This window comes from Chryseobacterium sp. MP_3.2 (assembly GCF_035984805.1).
Classification (GTDB): domain Bacteria; phylum Bacteroidota; class Bacteroidia; order Flavobacteriales; family Weeksellaceae; genus Kaistella.
On sequence record NZ_JAXCHW010000001.1, the window covers coordinates 68,282 to 86,730 of the forward strand.

Annotated in this window: 15 protein-coding genes; 2 read left to right on the top strand and 13 right to left on the bottom strand. The window is 34.4% G+C overall.

All coding sequences use genetic code 11. The annotated features are described in order from the left end of the window. Nucleotides 1–173 precede the first annotated feature (173 nt). Nucleotides 174–911, bottom strand: a complete 738-nt coding sequence (locus tag RCH13_RS00325; protein ID WP_326985218.1) for a bacteriorhodopsin-like — start codon at nt 909–911, stop codon at nt 174–176. A 208-nt stretch (nt 912–1,119) separates the two neighbouring features. On the opposite strand from RCH13_RS00325, the gene RCH13_RS00330 reads away from it, so the two are divergent. Then, the gene (locus RCH13_RS00330; protein WP_326985219.1) at nt 1,120–2,001 is read left to right on the top strand and encodes a Brp/Blh family beta-carotene 15,15'-dioxygenase; all 882 of its coding nucleotides are present in this window, start codon (nt 1,120–1,122) and stop codon (nt 1,999–2,001) included. An 89-nt stretch (nt 2,002–2,090) separates the two neighbouring features. Here the strand turns inward: RCH13_RS00330 and RCH13_RS00335 are convergent, their stop codons facing one another. The 6 genes from RCH13_RS00335 to RCH13_RS00360 all read right to left on the bottom strand — a co-directional run bounded on the left by RCH13_RS00335 (nt 2,091) and on the right by RCH13_RS00360 (nt 9,665). Then, a complete protein-coding gene (locus RCH13_RS00335; protein WP_326985220.1) occupies nt 2,091–3,491 on the bottom strand; it encodes an NAD-dependent succinate-semialdehyde dehydrogenase in 1,401 nt (466 codons plus the stop codon). Between the two features lie 442 nt (nt 3,492–3,933). Further along, nucleotides 3,934–4,086 carry a hypothetical protein gene (locus RCH13_RS00340; RefSeq protein ID WP_326985221.1) on the bottom strand — a complete coding sequence of 51 codons (153 nt, stop codon included), beginning with the start codon at nt 4,084–4,086 and terminating at the stop codon, nt 3,934–3,936. A gap of 192 nt (nt 4,087–4,278) precedes the next feature. Continuing rightward, on the bottom strand, nt 4,279–4,875 hold the full coding sequence (locus RCH13_RS00345) for a TlpA family protein disulfide reductase (RefSeq protein WP_326985222.1): 597 nt from the start codon (nt 4,873–4,875) through the stop codon (nt 4,279–4,281). Nucleotides 4,876–4,971: 96 nt separating this feature from the next. After that, complete coding sequence (locus tag RCH13_RS00350) at nt 4,972–5,322, bottom strand: hypothetical protein (RefSeq protein ID WP_326985223.1); 351 nt, start codon at nt 5,320–5,322, stop codon at nt 4,972–4,974. Between the two features lie 162 nt (nt 5,323–5,484). Next, the gene (locus RCH13_RS00355) at nt 5,485–8,151 is read right to left on the bottom strand and encodes a cation-translocating P-type ATPase (protein ID WP_326985224.1); all 2,667 of its coding nucleotides are present in this window, start codon (nt 8,149–8,151) and stop codon (nt 5,485–5,487) included. A 260-nt stretch (nt 8,152–8,411) separates the two neighbouring features. After that, on the bottom strand, nt 8,412–9,665 hold the full coding sequence (locus RCH13_RS00360; protein ID WP_326985225.1) for an NAD(P)/FAD-dependent oxidoreductase: 1,254 nt from the start codon (nt 9,663–9,665) through the stop codon (nt 8,412–8,414). A gap of 358 nt (nt 9,666–10,023) precedes the next feature. On the opposite strand from RCH13_RS00360, the gene katG reads away from it, so the two are divergent. Then, nucleotides 10,024–12,312: a catalase/peroxidase HPI gene (gene katG, locus RCH13_RS00365; RefSeq protein WP_326985226.1), complete on the top strand. Its 2,289-nt coding sequence runs from the start codon at nt 10,024–10,026 to the stop codon at nt 12,310–12,312. A gap of 351 nt (nt 12,313–12,663) precedes the next feature. Here the strand turns inward: katG and RCH13_RS00370 are convergent, their stop codons facing one another. From RCH13_RS00370 to RCH13_RS00395, 6 genes are all read right to left on the bottom strand, one after another. Then, on the bottom strand, nt 12,664–14,223 hold the full coding sequence (locus RCH13_RS00370; protein WP_326985227.1) for a DUF6011 domain-containing protein: 1,560 nt from the start codon (nt 14,221–14,223) through the stop codon (nt 12,664–12,666). 339 nt (nt 14,224–14,562) lie between these two features. Beyond that, nucleotides 14,563–15,048 (bottom strand): hypothetical protein, encoded by a 486-nt coding sequence (locus RCH13_RS00375; RefSeq protein ID WP_326985228.1) that lies wholly within the window; start codon nt 15,046–15,048, stop codon nt 14,563–14,565. A 264-nt stretch (nt 15,049–15,312) separates the two neighbouring features. Continuing rightward, the gene (locus RCH13_RS00380) at nt 15,313–15,717 is read right to left on the bottom strand and encodes a PIN domain-containing protein (protein WP_326985229.1); all 405 of its coding nucleotides are present in this window, start codon (nt 15,715–15,717) and stop codon (nt 15,313–15,315) included. Next, a complete protein-coding gene (locus RCH13_RS00385; protein WP_326985230.1) occupies nt 15,717–15,959 on the bottom strand; it encodes a hypothetical protein in 243 nt (80 codons plus the stop codon). The genes RCH13_RS00380 and RCH13_RS00385 overlap by 1 nt, the downstream gene beginning before the upstream one ends. A 134-nt stretch (nt 15,960–16,093) precedes the next feature. After that, complete coding sequence (locus RCH13_RS00390) at nt 16,094–17,884, bottom strand: acyl-CoA dehydrogenase family protein (protein ID WP_326985231.1); 1,791 nt, start codon at nt 17,882–17,884, stop codon at nt 16,094–16,096. A gap of 246 nt (nt 17,885–18,130) precedes the next feature. Beyond that, nucleotides 18,131–18,379 carry a four helix bundle protein gene (locus RCH13_RS00395; protein WP_326985232.1) on the bottom strand — a complete coding sequence of 83 codons (249 nt, stop codon included), beginning with the start codon at nt 18,377–18,379 and terminating at the stop codon, nt 18,131–18,133. Nucleotides 18,380–18,449 lie beyond the last annotated feature (70 nt).

An 18,449-nucleotide genomic window follows, 5' to 3' on the forward strand; every position in this document is an offset into this window, starting at 1 on the left:
TTCTTTTAAGTAAATGAGCTTAAAGGCCACACAAGATATCAAACCGATTGTACAAAATTTAAAATTGATATAAAAAAAAGATTTACCGAAACCAAGTTCGATAAATCTCTAACAATATAATATAATAAACTAAGAAAAAGATATTCTTAAAAATTATTTATGATGGTTGAACTTTAAATGATTTCAACTTCTTTGGTTGATTTTACCGCTAAAGTGTAAATCACCAATCCAAATCCAATTTTATTAATTGCATCTGCAATGTTATAAACCACATCTACACTGCCTTTTCCTAAAATTGAAGTATACCATCCATCAGTTCCTAACATATAACCTAAAGGATAAATTGCCCAACCTACCAAAACAAACCAACAGAGCAATTTGTGCGCTTTCAAAACGTCTCCGCCTGCAGCTTTTGCTAATTTTGAAGCATTTCCGAGCCAAATTTCATACACAATTGCAAAGTATGCAACTCCGGAGATGAAGCCCCAAATTGCAGCGTCTTCTTTGAAAATTGTTTCTCCCAAATAGCCTGTAACTAACATTACGAGGGAGAGAACGATCATTCTCCAAAGTAAACTAATTTTTGCACCCGCAACTTTTAAGATGATATAGAATTCAACACACATCAAGGGTACCGTTAAAACCCAGTCAACATACCTGAAAAAAGTAGGTGATTCCTGAAACGTTCCCCAATACTCTTTCATGTAAAAATAATGCACTGCTGCAATAAAAGTAATTAAACCAGAAACCAAAACTGAAGTTCGCCATTTCTTATCAAACTGACTCAATGATAAAAAGAAAAATGCAGATGCTGCCATCATTGCCATGGTTCCCACAAAGAAGGTAAATCCAATGTAATCGTCTGGAAGCATTTTGCTCATTCCAACGGAAAGAAATAATAATTTACTCATAATGTATAATTTTTTGTTGATTCAAATGTACATCAAAAATATATATTTAGTAATAGATTGTACCTATTTATAAAATAAAGTATGTTTTTTTACTAATAATTTAAATTGTATATATTTGTTTTTATAAATCATAAAAAGTTGCTGGAATTCAGTCATTTCATTTCCCCAATAAATTTTTAATTTTGATATAATATTCCCCAACTATTAAATGAAAGAAATTTCCAAAATATCTATCATCGTTAGCTTCGTTGCTTTGTGGATCACCTCTAGATTAGAAAATGATGTTCAAACTATTATTGGTTTTGTCTTTATATTTTCCTTCGGAATATTACATGGTGCTAATGATTTGGTTTTACTTAAAAACCTCAAAGCAAAGAAAAACCGATATTTTAGCTTCTTGACTTTGTATGTAACGGTTGTCTTAATTTCGGCACTCCTATTTTTAACTATTCCCGTGATTGTATTGTTTTTATTCATCGCAATAAGCGCGTATCATTTTGGGGAACAGCATTTTCAAGATTTAGAAGAGTATCGCTGGAAATGGTTAAAATCTCTATTTTATTTCGTTTATGGAAGTTTTATTTTACTGCTCCTCTTTTATTTCCACAGTATTGAAGTTCAAAAAATTATTCGAAGCATCACGTCCTACGATCTTCAATTCTTTGATTCTCCTTTTGCTTTGATTATTTCTGGAACAACGCTTCTTTTTTTCTTTGTTTATAATTTTTTTGCATTGCCCAATGCTAAAAAAACAGTCGGAACAGAACTCATTTATTTAGGTGTATTTGCCATCATTTTCAAACTGGGAAGTTTGATTTGGGGATTTGCTATTTACTTTATATTATGGCATAGCATCCCTTCCTTACATGATCAGATTAAATTTCTTTATGGAAAATATTCCTTTTCCAATTTCAAATTATATTTTACATCAGCATTTTTTTATTGGGCAGTTTCCTTGCTAGGAATAGGAATTTTGTACTTTTTCTTAAGAGAAGAAAAACTGTTTGACGCTGTTTTCTTTTCCTTTATTGCTGCGATCACTTTTCCGCATGCTTTTGTTATTTTGAATATGTTCAAAAAGAAATTTTAGGAATAAGGAACATTCAATCAAAAAACCGTGCAAAGGATTAATTTTTTGCACGGTTCATTTTAAATAGAAATCTATTCTGCTTTATAGACTTAATACGGTTGATCTGGTGCCGTTACCCTAATCATCTTAATATTCACGAATTCTAGCAATCCTTCGATCGCCTGTTCTCTACCATAACCAGAGTTTTTGGTTCCACCAAAAGGCAGTTGCGGCGCAACGCTGGTCGCATGGTTAATGTAGAGCATTCCTGAATCGATTTTCCTAGCAACGTCCACGGCTTTTTTGGTGTCTGTCCCGAAAACTGTTCCTGCCAATCCGAATTCAGTAGCATTGGCAATTGCAATCGCTTCTTCTACGGTATTATATTTGTAAAGCATCATAACTGGCCCGAAAACTTCTTCAAAATACATGTCCATTTCTGCCGTGATATCCGTGATTAAAGTGGGTTCCATAAATGCGCCTTTGCGTTCTATTCTTCTACCACCAAGAACTATCGTTGCTCCTTGTTCAGCTGCTTTCTCAACTTGAGCGATAACGTCCTGTGCTGCTTTTTCTGAGCTTAGGGGACCTAAAGTAGTATCGCTATCCATCGGATTTCCGACTTTAATTTGAGCAAAAGCTTCTTTTGTTTTGTTCAAAAATTCCTCATAAATGGATTCCGCAACCAAAATTCTTTTTGGCGAAGTACAAACCTGACCCGCATTTGCCATTCTTCCCCCCACGGCACTTTGCACCGCTAAGTTGATATCAGCATCATCCAAAACGATAAATGGATCACTTCCACCTAATTCTAAGGTTGATTTTTTAACCACTTTAGCGGCAGCTGTTGCAATACTCGCCCCGGCTGGTTCGCTACCCGTTAAGGTAACGCCTTTAATTTTTGGATTTCCAACAATCGGCTCAATATCTTTACCAGACACATATAAGTTGGTGTAAACGCCATTTGGTAAGCCAGCTTCAGTAAATATGTCCTCCATGATTTGTGCACATTGCGGAACATTTGACGCATGTTTCAGAACCATGGTGTTTCCCGCGGTTATATGAGCAGCAGCGGATCTTGTAATTTGATAGAATGGAAAATTCCAAGGTTGAACACTCAAAATAACACCAATGGGTTCATAACTTAAAAAAGCTTCGCCGTGTGGAACTTTCAGGGGTTTATCTGCTAAAAACTCTTCCGCATTATCTGCATAATATTTAAAAATGGCAGCACAAATTTTAACTTCGCCAATGGCTTGAGCTAAAACTTTACCCATTTCCAAAGTTGCCAATTTTCCTAATTCTTCTTTTTTATCTAAAAGTAACGCCGCAATCTTTGCCATGATTGCTGCGCGATCTTTAACGGGCGTATTTCGCCAGGATTTAAATGCCACATCTGCCTTGTCAATGATCGAAGCGATTTGGTCCTTATTCATTGCTTGGAATTCTTTTACAATTTCGTTATTAAACGGATTTACCGTTTTTATGGAAGAGATTTCTTTGGTACTCATACTTTTTTTTTAGATTCAATAATTTTCAATAACCATTCCAACCAAGCCTAAAAATAGGAGCAATAAACGATTGGTGTCATTTAAAAAAAAAATGAGTACTAATATAGAAGGTGCAATATTTTCGGTTCACTTTCAAGATGGAAAAATCTGATTGTAATATTTTGTTTGATCTGGTTTTACATTGCACTGAAGGTTTTTTAAATCAGGTAACGTTTTTGGAATTTCATAGATTTTTAGGAGCCGAAAAAATCTTACAATTTTCCCATCGGATACTTTTAAATTTTTCTCCAGTTCATTACCTTTTTAATTTAATAATTAATAATATTTAGCGAAAGCAATTCTTTTCCCGCGTTTTCCGAAGTTTCTAAAATAGTGTAGTACATTATATTATTATATTAAGAATTTTCGCGACGTATAACGTCAATCAAAGATTTTTCTCTAATTATTTCTCGGTCAACGCCGTTAATCCCGCCTTAACTCTACCATCCAATATTGGCATATTTTTATCCAGATATCTAATGCCTTCCAGAATTGTTCCGTCTGTAATTACCTTTGCGGTAAGGATTGGCGCTGTGGTATTTTGGGCTTGAATCATACTGGTAAGCGTTGTAATGAGTAAAATAAAAATATTTTTTATGAGAAATTTTAATTTTTAAATAGATTTTGCAGAAAATCAACTTTCTATTTTGTAAGGTTTGAACTGAGGATTGTGAAAAGAAGTTTGAAGAAAATTTAATAAAATCCAAGTCTAAAAAAAACTTGAATTTTATTGATGCTACTATAGGAATTAAGTATTGATTGCTAAAACCCTGTTCATAAAATCGACAATGTCTTGTCCCGAATAATCTGCCATACCTTCCGTAACATGGGCAATATTTCCAGCTTTATCTAGGATCACGGTTGTCGGTAAACTTCCCCGGAAAAACTCCGTCGGGATTTCGCTGGCCGGAAAATAGACCGGTAAATTTAATTTTCTGCTTTCCATAAATTTCGTGGCTTTCGCCTTGTTTCCTTCCGCTTCTAAAATGATAAAAACGACATCAGGATTACCTTTAAATTTATCGTGAAGCTTTTGAATAGAAGGCATTTCCGCGATACAAGGACCACACCAGGTTGCCCAGAAATTAATAAAAACCACTTTGCCTTTCAGATCTTCCAAAGAAATTCTATTTCCTTTTTGATCCTGCATATTCATGATGTAATTTGCAGGTTTTGGAGTTTTTGAGTTTGAAGTTTCAGCATCTATTGAGGTTGGAATTACCTTTAAGTCTGGCTGGAATAATCCTAATTTCATTAAACCTTGATGCATCGTTGCCTTCACTTCGGGCACAAAAACTATGGAGAGAAAAAGACCAATTAAGGCCATATTGAATAATTTTGTCATTACTTTTTTTGTTTGAGTATTCATAAAGATTTTCTTAATTCACATTAAAAATTGCACATTCTGCGGTAGAATGCAAAGTCATCTGATCAAAAAATACTAAACTAAAGAAGTGCGTAATTGCTGGTAGAGAATATACAGCGGAACCGATCTGGCTTTTCGAAAACCAGTTTTGTTGTATGATAAAGGCGAAATCTCTTCAGAAATTTGAAGAACTGATTCCCGATGACCTTCATTTATCACTGCAATTTGCTGAGATTTCTGCGTTTGCGTCAATTGAACATATTGGCAAGACGTCGCAGATTTGGTGGTGTTCGAGGAAAGATTTTGAACGTTGAAAATCTTCTGTGCCGATTGTTTTAATCCACACGGCGAAAAAGCCAAGACCAAAATCAGTACCAGGAAAGTAGATGCTTTTAAAAATATAGATTGTGGAAAAAACCTTTTCATTGCTTCAAAAATACTGTGATTTAAATCACTGTGCCAATTTTTAACAAAGTTTATATTTTACAGTCAAGACATTGATCAACTCAATAATCTTTCAAAAATTTTAAGAGCATGAAAAATAATAAGTTGTTCAGAAAGATTGTCAAGAATACGATGATGCTTTTCCTATTTTCTTTTCATTGAATATATCTTATAAATTTCCAACGCGGCCAACGGTAAAATTCCCAGACCTAAAGCCATCAACCAACCATTTAAATCGGGCATATGTAGTTTGAAAGCGTTCCGAAGTATGGGAATAAAAAGTAAAATCAATTGCAAAAATAATCCCAACAGAATTGCGCCATTTAAAAATTTATTACTAAAAATTTTAAATTGATAAAAAGGTTTTTTAAGATTTCTTAAACCTAAAGAATAAAAAAGCTGCGAACATACTAAAACCAGAAAGGCCAAAGTACGCCCATTTTTTATCACTTCTTCTGGCACATCTTTGTCAAAAGGCGAATAGCCAAGTTCATAGAATCCGTACCAAAAGGCAACAATCGTAATAACACCGATGAGAATTCCGCCTAAAACAACATGAATTCCGGCACCGTGAGAAAAGAAACTGTCACCCGCCTTCCGCGGTTTTTCTTTCATCACTTCTGCATCATCGCCATCCATGCCGAGCGCAATTGCGGGCAGAGAATCGGTGAGTAGATTGATCCACAAAAGTTGGGTTGCGATAAGTGGAGCGGGCCAACCTAAAGAAAGCGTCACAAACATCACGAAGACTTCGCCCAGATTACAGGTTAGGAGGAAAATTACCGATTTTTTAATATTATTAAAAATATTTCTTCCTTGTTCTATGGCGACCACGATGGTTGAAAAATTATCGTCTGTGAGAATCATATCTGCTGCATTTTTAGCGACATCGGTTCCCGTAATTCCCATGGCGACTCCAATATCCGCCACAGTGAGCGAAGGACCATCATTTACGCCGTCGCCAGTCATGGATACAATATTTCCTTTGGACTGCAGTGCTTTCACAATTTGCACTTTGTGCTGTGGCGAAACTCTGGCAAATACCCGATAATTCTCCACATTTTCTAGAAATTGCTTTTCACTTAAGTCATCCAGTTCCGGCCCCGTAATAACTTGTTCCATTTTATCTGCAACCTCCAGGTTTTTTGCGATGGCAAAGGCCGTGTTTTTATGATCTCCGGTAATGATAATTGTTTTGATTCCAGCTTTTTTCGCGAGTTGTATGGCAGGTTTAACTTCCTCTCTTGGGGGATCAATCATTCCAACCAATCCAAGTAAAACCAAGCCTTCCTCCATTTGATCTGAAGAAGTATCGGAATCCGTTATTTTGTAGGCTAAAGCCAAGGTTCGCAAAGCGTTATTTGACATTTTTCGCGCCGCCTCACTGAAATGCTGCTGATCTTCTGCGGTAATAGGACGAACTTCGCCTTTATCCAAAATAAAATCGGCAACCGTCCGCAAACTTCCCAAAGCTCCTTTTGTAAAAACCTTGCAATCCGTTTCCGATTTGATTAAAACCGACATCATTTTGCGATCACTGTCAAAAGGTTTCTCGCCAATTCTTTGATTCTTTTGTACTAAATTATTTCGGTCAATTTCTAAGGTGTCACCCATCATAAGAAGTGCAATTTCAGTTGGATCGCCCGTCGCTTCCTCATTTTCCAGGGTTGCATCGGAACAAAGAATCATTCCTTCGGCCAACATTTGAACTGATTTTGAAATTGAATTTATTTTAATATCATCCAAAGATGCAACACCATCTAGCGTGTAAACTTCGGTAACAGTCATTTTATTTAAGGTTAACGTTCCTGTTTTATCGGAGCAAATAATATTGACGGAGCCTAAAGTTTCTACCGCCGGCAGTTTTCTGATGATCGCATTTTTTTTAGACATCGCAGTAACACCGATGGAAAGAACCACTGCGACGATTGCAGCTAAACCTTCAGGAATGGAAGCCACGGCGAGGGAAACAGAAATTAAAAACATTTCTGCGAGATCTCTTCCCTGAATCCAAGAGATTCCAAAAATAACAATGCAAATTGCGACCGCTACTTTTCCCAACGTTTTGCCGAGTTCGGTCAGTTTTTTTTCTAAAGGTGTTTTCTGATCAACGTGTGTATCCAGAAGATCGGCGATTTTTCCCACTTCGGTATTCATTCCCGTTTCTACTACTACGCCTGAACCTCTTCCTGCTGTAACCACGGTGGACATGAAACACATATTGACCATTTCTGCCAAGGGAACTTTGGGATCAATAAAGGATTCTTCTGCATTTTTTTCGACGGGAAGAGATTCGCCTGTGAGCGAAGATTCTTCAATTTGTAAATTTATGGTTTCGATCAGACGCAAATCTGCCGGAATGACTCTGCCCGCCTCTAAAATCACGAGGTCTCCCGGAACCAATTCTGAACTCTCTATTTCTTTGGTTTGTCCATTTCTTTTTACCAACGCTTTCGGAGAAGACATTTTCAAGAGTGCCGCAATGGCTTTTCCGGCTTTTACTTCCTGAAAGGTTCCAATCCCAGCATTGATCAAAATAACGAGCGTTATAATAACCGAGTCAATATATTCGCCCATGAAAAAGGTAATAATCACAGCGGCAAAAAGAACATAAATGAGCCAATCCTGTAGTTGGGAAAGTACAATCTTATAAATCGGCTTTTTCTTTTTGGCTTGCAGGCGATTAGGTCCAAACTCTTTTATTCGATTTTGGGCTTGTTCTTGGGATAAACCACTGGAGGATTCAATCCCAAATTCTTTTAAAATTTCAGCGACCGATTTTGTAAAATACTTTGTTTTGTTGGTCTCCATTTTTATAGAATAAATTATGCGTGTGTATTACTGCAAATTAGGGTTTTTCTAGGTCAAAACAGAAGAAAGAAGGAACAAGTTTTCCTTATAAAAATCATGTTAAAAATAAGGACTACACGATCATTTTAATGAAGGTCTCTAAAAAAGCGGTCACCAATATTTTTCATCAAACTTATTCCCGATTATTTAAAAAAGATCAGATATTTTTAAACTCTTCTTTTAAAAAATAGCTGTAGGAAAACTATTTTCTTTTTGCTTAATTATCTTTCGATTTGTTGTAACGCTTCAATCATCGCAAGAGCAGCACTTTCACCGGAAAGCATAGCCGCATTGAGTGAGCCGTTTATTAAAGTGTCACCAGCAAGGAAGATTTGATTGGAATATTGCGCTTCAGCGGCGCTAAAACTGTATTTTATATTTTTCAAATCGGGTAGCGCTTGTGGGATTTCATATTGCTTGATCAATCTAATAACTTCAATAATAAAATGTTCTTTCAGTTCAGTCTTTACTTTTTCTACGAGTTCACTTCCTTTTAAATTTTGAGTATCTACTACAGTTACGGATAGTAATTCTTTTCCGCCGTTCTGAGTGGTGCCTAAACTGGTATGATAAAAAATATTATTGATAAGGGTATTTTCCTTTGGCAAAAGTCCGATCAAAGGTTTTGTAATGATACGTTTTTCCGTTTCGAAATAAAGGGTGAAACAGGATTTCCATTGTATGGATTCTTTATTTGAATTAGAAAGCAAACTCGTAGAATCTGTCGCGATAATCGTAAAATCGCTTTCTAAAATATCTCCGTTTTCCAGGATAATTTCTCCATCTTTCACCGAATTCACTTTTGAATTGAAGTTAATTTTTGTCGTTTTTAATTTTTCAGCCAATTGATTCGGAATGGCTTGAATTCCGGCTTTTGGTAAAGCGGCATTTCCTGTTCCGAACATTTTATAAACGAACTCAAACATTCGGCTTGAAGTTTCTAATTGCGTTTCCAGGAATATTCCACTAAAAAAAGGTTTGAAAAACTGTGCAATTACTTGGTCTGAAAAGCCAAAGTCTTTTAAATAGTCTAAAGTAGTTTTTTCCTTCTCTTCAAAAATAGCTGAGATGGTTTTACTCTTTAGTTTTAGATTTAATTGAAGAATTTTTATTTTGTCACGCAAGAGAATAAGATTTGAAAAAATGGTTGGAATTAAAAGTGAAAAATCGCGCAATGGATCGCCGATTTGGTACTCTTTTCCCTCTTTAAAAATCGCGGCACCCGGTAAGAAATTTTGTAATTCTAAAGTTTCATAATCCAAAAACTTTTGAGCCGCTGGATAAGAAGTCAGTAATACCTGAAAACCATGATCTAATTGATAGCCATCAAAAATATCAGTTTTTACTCGACCGCCCACAGAATTTGTAGCTTCAATAATCGTTGGTGAAAAACCCTGATTTTCTAAAGTTTGGGCGGCAATTAGACCGCTCACACCAGCTCCGATAATGTATATTTTTGGTTCTTGTTTTTGCATAGTCTTTTGTCTTCAGCACAAAAATACTCATTATAGTGAGACGAAAGCAGATGAGAAAATCGTGACTCGCTTTGAATCTGACTCAAAATAGAAATTTTTTGATGTATTTCTGTCTTTTTTTAATTTACAAATGCTCTAGAAGTATTGTAACGTTAGGTTTAAAATTTTGAAAAATCTCTAATATCAAAAGTTAGAGAAGAATGTAGCACGGCATTATATTAATTAATCATAGATTGAATGAATTATAAATTTTTAATTAATTGTCAATGTCTATATCATAGATTTTGATATTTCATTGATAATATGATCAGTAGTGGTAAATAAATTCTAGATTTGGAGTTCACAAAAACCTAAATCAATGACAAATTCCGGAGAAAACAAATGCCCAGTTAATCATCAATCGGCTCAAACTGATAATGACTTGAACCAAGGTGAAACTATTCACAGTGAAAATGAAAATACGACAACACAGGCGCCAACTTCTGGCAAATGTCCCATTATTCACGGTTCATTAACGGAGAATTCTAAATCCGTAATGGATTGGTGGCCAACGGCCTTAAATTTAGATATTTTAAGTCAACACGATACCAAAACAAATCCTTTGGATGAAGACTTTAGCTATGAAGAAGAATTCAAAAAATTAGATTTAGAGGCTTTGAAAAGTGACATCAAAGTTTTGCTTTCAGACAGCCAAGATTGGTGGCCTGCAGATTATGGCAGTTATATAGGAATGTTCGTGCGAACGGCGTGGCATCTTGCGGGAACGTACAGATCTGCGGACGGTAGAGGAGGAAGCAATACGGGAAATCAACGATTTGCTCCCTTAAACAGCTGGCCAGATAACGTAAATACAGATAAAGGCAGAAGATTACTTTGGCCTTTAAAGAAAAAATATGGCAATAAAATTTCGTGGGCAGATTTAATTATTCTGGCGGGAACCGTTGCTTATGAAACGGCAGGTCTGAAAACTTTTGGTTTTGGTGGTGGTCGTGCAGAAATTTGGCATCCGGAAAAAGATGTGTATTGGGGAAGCGAAAAAGAATGGTTGGCTGAAACCAAAAACCGATATGATAATGACGATAATCGAGACACGTTAGAAAATCCTTTGGCAGCAGTGCAAATGGGATTAGTTTACGTAAATCCAGAAGGAGTTGATGGAAATCCGGATCCTGTAAAAACGGCGCATGACATTAGAATGACTTTTAAAAGAATGGGAATGAACGATGAGGAAACTTGCGCTCTTACCGCAGGAGGACACACCGTTGGAAAATCGCATGGAAATGGTGATGCGAGTATTTTGGGAGGTGATCCTGAAGAAGCAGATGTTGAAGATCAAGGTTTAGGTTGGAAAAATCCGCAAGGAACTGGAAATGGTGCAAATACCGTGGTGAGTGGAATTGAAGGAGCTTGGACGACTAATCCGACAAGATGGGATAATGAATATTTCTATTTATTACTAGAACACGACTGGAAACTCACTAAAAGTCCAGCTGGAGCAAACCAATACGAACCTGTAGCAATCGCGGAAAAAGATATGCCCGTAGATGCTTTTAATCCAAATATTAAAAGAAATCCGATGATGACCGATGCAGATATGGCAATGAAAATGGATCCTGAATACAGAAAAATTTCAGAAAAGTTTTATGCAGATCCTGCTTACTTTTCAGATGTTTTTGCAAGAGCTTGGTTTAAATTAACGCACCGTGACCTCGGTCCAAAAAGCAGATATTTAGGAAATGATGTTCCTCAGGAAGATTTAATTTGGCAAGATCCAATTCCGCAAAGTAATGTTGAATTAACGGAAACTGAAATCGAAGATTTAAAAAGCATTCTATTAAACAGCGGTCTTTCTCCTGCAGAATTAATTACTACCGCTTGGGACAGCGCAAGAACATATAGAGGTTCTGATTTTAGAGGAGGAGCAAATGGAGCAAGAATCAGACTTTCTCCACAAAATAATTGGGAAGGGAATGAACCTGCGAAACTAGAGAAAGTATTGAATGTTTTAACGGACATTAAAAATAATTCTAGTACCAATATTAGTTTAGCAGATTTAATTATTTTGGGTGGAACTGCCGCTGTGGAAAGCGCTGCAAACAAAGGTGGAGTTCCTATTAAAGTTCCGTTCTTGGGAGGTAGAGGTGATGCAACTGCTGAAATGACCGACGCAGAATCGTTCGAAGATCTTGAACCGATTCACGATGGGTACAGAAATTACCTGAAGAAAGATTATGACGTGAATCCAGAAGAATTGCTTCTTGACAGAACACAGTTGATGGGATTGACAGCACCAGAAATGACCGTTTTAATTGGCGGAATGCGTGTTTTAGGAACCAATTATGGCAGCACCAATCACGGTGTTTTAACGAATCAAGTTGGCGTTTTATCTAATGATTTCTTTGTGAACATCACGGATATGAACAATTCCTGGAAATCTGCCGGAAACAATGTCTATGAAATCAACGACAGAAAAACCGGAGCAACAAAATGGACGGCGACCAAAGTAGATTTGGTATTTGGGTCTAATTCAGTTCTTCGTGCTTATTCAGAAGTTTATGCACAAGATGATAACAAGGAGAAATTTGTAAAAGACTTCGTAAAGACTTGGGTGAAAGTTATGAACTCAGATCGCTACTGTGTTAAATAATTAGTACATTTTAAATAGAAAACGGGCTTTTTGCCCGTTTTTTTTTATGAAGTTTTGGGAAGCAATAATTATATAAAATCAATAATTATGATTGAATGCTGAAAAATCTCTTCAACTTGTGACCAGATTATTTTTCATTTACCTTGTCAAAGTTTTAAACTTTGACAAGGTTTTTCTGTAATCCTGTGAAAGAAAAAATTTTAACGGAAGATGAGAATTTTGAGGTCAAAAGTGCGAGGAACTATGCTGATATAGAAATTCCTTTGAATGTTTTTGTGGTTTTTGAAGGGTTATTGAAGTTGATCTAGTATTGTCACGGATTGTAAATCCGCGACATCGGAAAATATTTATTTATAAATAAGTTTCACAAACTGGTCCAATTCCTTTTATTTTTGAAATTTGATTAGTAAGTTCTCTTCCGCAAATACTGCATTTACCTGATTCCATACCATATGTTAAAATTGCGTTCTTAAGTTTTTCTTCATTTTCTGTGACTCGATAAAATAGTTGAATTACGGGTGTTATGTTTCTATTTACCCCTAGGATACCAATGTTTTCTTCGCAGATAACAAAACCATCTCGTGAAACTTCGAAAAGATTAGTATTTGTAGTTTTATTTTTTATTCTAACCTGATTTTTATATTTGGTTCCATTTTCAATTATAAAACAATATTCAATTTCTTCTGTTTTCCCTTTTATATTTTTTAATTTTAATCTAACTATTGGATTTTCGTTATTTATCTGACGATCTAATGAACTAAAAAGAAGTTTAAAATTCTCGCATTTAAATGGTGTTGATGGCAATGAAAGAATAAAATCAATTATAGGTTTACCGTTTTTTTGCAGTGTTCGCATTGCAATATCATGAGCATCGAAATCGTGTTGTTTGTTGTTTGTGTTGTTTGAATATCTATCAAAAAGATGGGATTTATTTTTTATTCCTTTACAAATATGAAATGCTTGAAAGTCAGTGAACTGACTTTCAAGGGATTTTCCATTTACTTCTATGACCCTTTTTATATTTTCATTACCATAATTATTTTGTAAGGTTTCAATAATTTCATTTTGAAAATAATGTACATTATTAAAATTCTTTGTTAAATTTTCGGTTGTTGTTAAGATAAATACAGTATTTGTATTATTTAAAGTCTTATTATTTATTTGAAGTTTTGGTAAATAATAAATAAAATTAAAAATCTGAAATATTGTAAGGTTGTTTGCTCTTACGATTTTGTTAAATTCTGAATAGGTAATATTTTGTAATTTTTTTAAAAAATTGAATCCTTCAAAAAAAATACTTTTGTTGCTATCAAAATTTATTTCGTAAACAGTACCTTCTGTACTATAATCAAAGTTTGTTTGTTGTTTTAAGCTGTATAATTTTATAGGAAAATCTGGTTGTTGGGCATTTTTAATTTCAACTCTGCGTATAGTATTAGTATTGTCAATATTTAAAATTTCATCCTTAATAGCTTCTATACCATAATTGTTTTCTTTCAAAAACTTTTGTATTTCATATTTATTTAAAATGTTTCGATTAATATTAAACTCGGTATTTTGTTTTAAAATAAAATTAATGATTTTATTGTTATAATTTTTCAATAGTTTTTCAATATCAATGTAATGATAAATAAAACCACTTTTGCTGAAAGTACCAGCAATTCCGATTTCATTTGTTGGAAATAGTCTCCAAGAAAACCATGCAAGTGGATGTAATTCGCCTTTTGGTGAAAAATGTGAAAAACATTTTTCAGAATGATTTATAACGATTTTCTGAATAGCATTAAATTTTATATCGTCACAATTATCTTTGTTGATATTTTCATTAGTTCTCTCTGACAAAAAAACTCGAAAAGTAAAACTATCTCTGGTTTCCGCAGTAATTATTTCTAAAATTTCATTAATGATCATATAAAAATTTTTTACATATTGATAATTATTTCCAATCACTATCCAAACCCAATCCGAAATAAGTTTCTAAATCAGTAACTTCAGTCAAGAATTCATAATCTTCTATAATTGAATTTTCCCAATGAAAAGTTTACATTTTTACGAAAATTCTTTCTTCTAAATTTTTCTTAAATTTTTTAATTTTAACCAAATTTGAAACATTCGTAATCAATTTCTAAATCTTTAGAATCAATTATTAAATATTTTAAAATCTCTTTTTCCAATTTATGATATTCTCAATTAGGGTACCTAATATAAATTTTTTGCAAACTGTTGTACTTCCATATTTACGATCCATAGTTAAATTTTTTTTTCTTTTAAAAATTTATTGAGTTTACTGAGTAAATCTTTAGGATTTTTTAATGCTTCATCTCTTTTCAATTTATAATCCCTGATTTTATCTTCTAGGTCTGTAAAAAAATTGAATCGATCTAAGATAGCATCTACGAATTCAGAATCATTCTCAGAATATTGATTGTTTTCCAAAAGCATTAAATAATTTCCCAAAGCAATGTTTTTATCACCTGTTTCTTCAATACATCTTGCAGTCCAGAAGTATATTTCTTTCACTTCAGTGATGTTATTTTCCATAGCATATACAGCTCCTTGTTGAAAAGTTTGATATGCTTTCTCTATTTTATTTTTCAAAAATAGAACACGACCATATTTCAACAGCATTTCAAATTTTAATTCTTTAGTTTCGCCCTCCTTTTTTATTTGGGATAAACAATCCATCAATGAATTTCCTATTTCATTGAGATCAGATTGGTAAGTTATTTTTTTCATCATCATTTAGTTTAAGAATACAATAATATAACACAATCTAACTTTTAACCAATTTATTTATGTTAAAATTTGTTTAATTTAACAGTTGGGTTTAAAAATTATTAATAGTTTATTTTTTGCTTAATCTTCTTAAAAAAAAGAACGCCCCGATTTCTCAGAGCGTTCAAACCACCTATCAAACTATTTCTAGTAAGATCCTTTTTCCACGAAATGGCTGCAACTTTTTCAGCTAGAAAGCAAAATCGTCTTTATAAATCTAATTTTTTACTTCCTCACAATCCAATTGTCAATTTCTACACCTTTTAATCTTTCAAAATCTTTAGTGTTCTCTGTAACTAATATTAATTTGTTTTCTATTGCAGTTACGCCGATCAGTAAATCAAATTCATCATTCTGCGGTTTTCCAATTTTATTTAAGCGAACTTTTTCTTCTGCATATTTTCTTATCGAACCAAAAATTGGAATGATAACAATTCCTTTCAAAAATAAATCTACTGCACGATGCGATTTTGCTTTATCAGAACTTTTTTCTGCACCAAATCTTAATTCTAAAACCGTAATTTCGGAAATATAGCAGTTTTCTAAACCTTTAGATTTAATAACTTGATCAACCTCAAATTTTCCACGAAGAAAATGGACGCAGATATTGGTGTCTAATAAATATTTCATTAGAAATTAATTTCTTTTTCTCTGAATTTTCTACTCAATTTTAAATCCGAAATTATTTCATCTGAAGATTTTTCGTCGGAAAATGCACCAAAAGATTTGTAGAAATCACTCTCTTTAGATTTGGTCTCTACTTTCAAAGATTTTTTTAATCGTTCAATCAATTCTATTTTACTGGTTGAATTTAAACTTTCGAATAATCTGTAGTAGTTTTCTATAATATTTTTTTCTGTGAAAGTCATCATTGCAAATTTTATATAAATGTATGAAATTTTATAATCTTTATTTTCAATTTTTTATTTGTTTATAATTTTTCAAAGCACAAAAAAAAAGAACGCCCCGATTTCTCAGAGCGTTCAAACCACATATCAAACTATTTCTAGTAAGATCCTTTTTCCACGAAATGGGCTGCAACTTTTTCAGTTAATGCAACTACATTTGGCATATTGGTGTATTTTGTAAATCTGCGTAAACCAGAAAGCATCATGCGCTGTTCGTCGCCTTCTGCAAAGGATACAATTCCTTCTTTCGCGGCGGTAGAAATTGCTTCCACGGCTTTGTAAAGATTTAAACGAGCCATTGAAGCTTGAACCGAATCGGTATCAAAATGTTTTTCTGCTCGTAACACTGCAGATTCTGCCATATAGATCTGGTTCAGGATTTCAGATGCGTTTAAGAGAAGATGCTGGTGTTTTTCGATTTCCATCATGTATTTCTGAAGCGCGGCTCCTGCAACCATTAAGAATACTTTTTTCAAGTTGTGAACAATTGCTTTTTCTTCAGACATATATTCTGAATAATCCGGAGTTTCAAAAGAGGGAATTCCCATCAATTCTTTTCCAATTGCCATGGCTGGTTTCAAGAGATCAAGTTCGCCTTTCATTGTTTTCTTGATCAACATTCCTACGGCAAGAAGTCTATTAATTTCATTCGTTCCTTCATAAATTCTACCGATTCTGGAATCTCTCCAGGCTGCTTCCATGGGTGCATCTTCAGAGAATCCCATTCCACCGTAGATCTGAATTCCTTCATCTGCAATATGTTGGGTTAAATCTGAAACATAAACTTTAAGAATAGAACATTCAACGGCATATTCTGCCAAAGCGTTCAATTCTGCTTCTTCGTGTGTCATTCCACCGGCAACGAATTCCTCAATTTTATCTTCTACATCTTTCGCGGCTCTGTACGCTCCAGATTCTGACACGAAAATTCCAGTGGACATTTCTGCCAATTTTTTACGGATCGCACCGAAACTGGAAATGGAAACATCAAACTGTTTTCTTTCATTTGCATAATTAATAGCTAAAGATGTAATTCTTCTTTGTCCATCAATGTTTGCGGCGGCTAGTTTAATTCGACCTGCATTTAAAGCGTTCAAGGCGATCTTAAAACCATTGTTTCTTTCTCCTAACAAATTTTCCACTGGAATTTTCATATCGTTAAAGAAAACCTGACGCGTAGAAGAGGAGCGAATTCCTAATTTGTGTTCTTCTTCGCCCATAGTGAAACTGCCCGGATCTTCGAGTTCAGACTTATTAAACACAAAGGCGGTGATATTTTTATCATCTTCAATTCTCGCAAAAAGCGTAAAAGTTTCTGCAAATCCTGCATTGGAGATCCACATTTTCTGTCCAGTGATGATCCAGTGTTTTCCGTCTTCCGAAAGAACCGCTTTTGTTTTACCGGAATTGGCATCGGAACCCGCATCTGGTTCGGTCAAACAATAAGCTCCAAATTTCTCACCCGTCGCTAAAGCTGGTAAATATTTTTGTTTTTGCTCTTCCGTTCCGTACAATAGGATAGGAAGCGTTCCAATTCCCGTGTGCGCTCCGTAAGCGGTTGCCAAAGAACCATTGGCTCCAGAAACAATATCACACGCCAACATCGTACTCACGAATCCCATTCCGAGACCGCCATATTCTTCCGGCACCGCGATTCCCAAAGTTCCCAGTTCACCCAATTTACGCATGGTTTCCTGAGTCAATGCGTAATCTTTTTGTTCAAAACGTTCTCTGTTTGGAAGGACTTCTCTTTCCATAAATTCATAAAGAGAATCACGAAGCATTTTTTGTTCTTCTGTCAGTTCTTCCAAACTGTACAGTTCTGCTGCAGGAATATCTTTGATGATGAATTCACCGCCTTTTAGGGTTGTTTTTGTTGTATCGCTCATTGTTTATTAATTTTAAATTTTGTTTAAGACGAATAGATGATAGACGGATAGATAATAGATGTTATATCCTTCATATTATTCTTCATCTTTTTGTCTATTATCTTTTTATCTATTATATCTTAGTCTTTTTCAGTCTTTTAAAGTATTTTGGAAAACCATTGTAGCACGTTGAAATTCTTCAATTTTAGTTTCTAATGAAATAGTAATCTCATCTGGAATATATTTTTTATAGTTTGCTAAAATAAGTTAAGTCTGCAATTCGAAAGATGACCCGAGAGAAATATCTAGAAAGTGACTAAAAGATTTATTTGTTCTACTAGAACCTTCCGCGATATTGGAAGGAATGGATACTGAACATCTGTCCATCTGACTTCTTATTCCATAATTTTCATAAGAAGGGAATGTAATTGTAAGATCTGAAATGTTTTTAGCGATTTCTAAACCCATCTGCCAAATTTTCAATTTCTTGAAATTATGTCTTTTAAATTCACTCATTAATTCAACAATTAAAATCTATTACCTATCCGTCAACCGTCTATCCGTCAACCGTCTATCCGTCTATCCG

Coding starts and splice junctions, on each gene's coding strand:
- RCH13_RS00325 (WP_326985218.1), bottom strand. CDS start 911: ATGAGTAAATTATTATTTCTTTCCGTTGGAATGAGCAAAATGCTTCCA.
- RCH13_RS00330 (WP_326985219.1), top strand. CDS start 1,120: ATGAAAGAAATTTCCAAAATATCTATCATCGTTAGCTTCGTTGCTTTG.
- RCH13_RS00335 (WP_326985220.1), bottom strand. CDS start 3,491: ATGAGTACCAAAGAAATCTCTTCCATAAAAACGGTAAATCCGTTTAAT.
- RCH13_RS00340 (WP_326985221.1), bottom strand. CDS start 4,086: ATGATTCAAGCCCAAAATACCACAGCGCCAATCCTTACCGCAAAGGTA.
- RCH13_RS00345 (WP_326985222.1), bottom strand. CDS start 4,875: ATGACAAAATTATTCAATATGGCCTTAATTGGTCTTTTTCTCTCCATA.
- RCH13_RS00350 (WP_326985223.1), bottom strand. CDS start 5,322: ATGAAAAGGTTTTTTCCACAATCTATATTTTTAAAAGCATCTACTTTC.
- RCH13_RS00355 (WP_326985224.1), bottom strand. CDS start 8,151: ATGGAGACCAACAAAACAAAGTATTTTACAAAATCGGTCGCTGAAATT.
- RCH13_RS00360 (WP_326985225.1), bottom strand. CDS start 9,665: ATGCAAAAACAAGAACCAAAAATATACATTATCGGAGCTGGTGTGAGC.
- katG (WP_326985226.1), top strand. CDS start 10,024: ATGACAAATTCCGGAGAAAACAAATGCCCAGTTAATCATCAATCGGCT.
- RCH13_RS00370 (WP_326985227.1), bottom strand. CDS start 14,223: ATGATCATTAATGAAATTTTAGAAATAATTACTGCGGAAACCAGAGAT.
- RCH13_RS00375 (WP_326985228.1), bottom strand. CDS start 15,048: ATGAAAAAAATAACTTACCAATCTGATCTCAATGAAATAGGAAATTCA.
- RCH13_RS00380 (WP_326985229.1), bottom strand. CDS start 15,717: ATGAAATATTTATTAGACACCAATATCTGCGTCCATTTTCTTCGTGGA.
- RCH13_RS00385 (WP_326985230.1), bottom strand. CDS start 15,959: ATGATGACTTTCACAGAAAAAAATATTATAGAAAACTACTACAGATTA.
- RCH13_RS00390 (WP_326985231.1), bottom strand. CDS start 17,884: ATGAGCGATACAACAAAAACAACCCTAAAAGGCGGTGAATTCATCATC.
- RCH13_RS00395 (WP_326985232.1), bottom strand. CDS start 18,379: ATGAGTGAATTTAAAAGACATAATTTCAAGAAATTGAAAATTTGGCAG.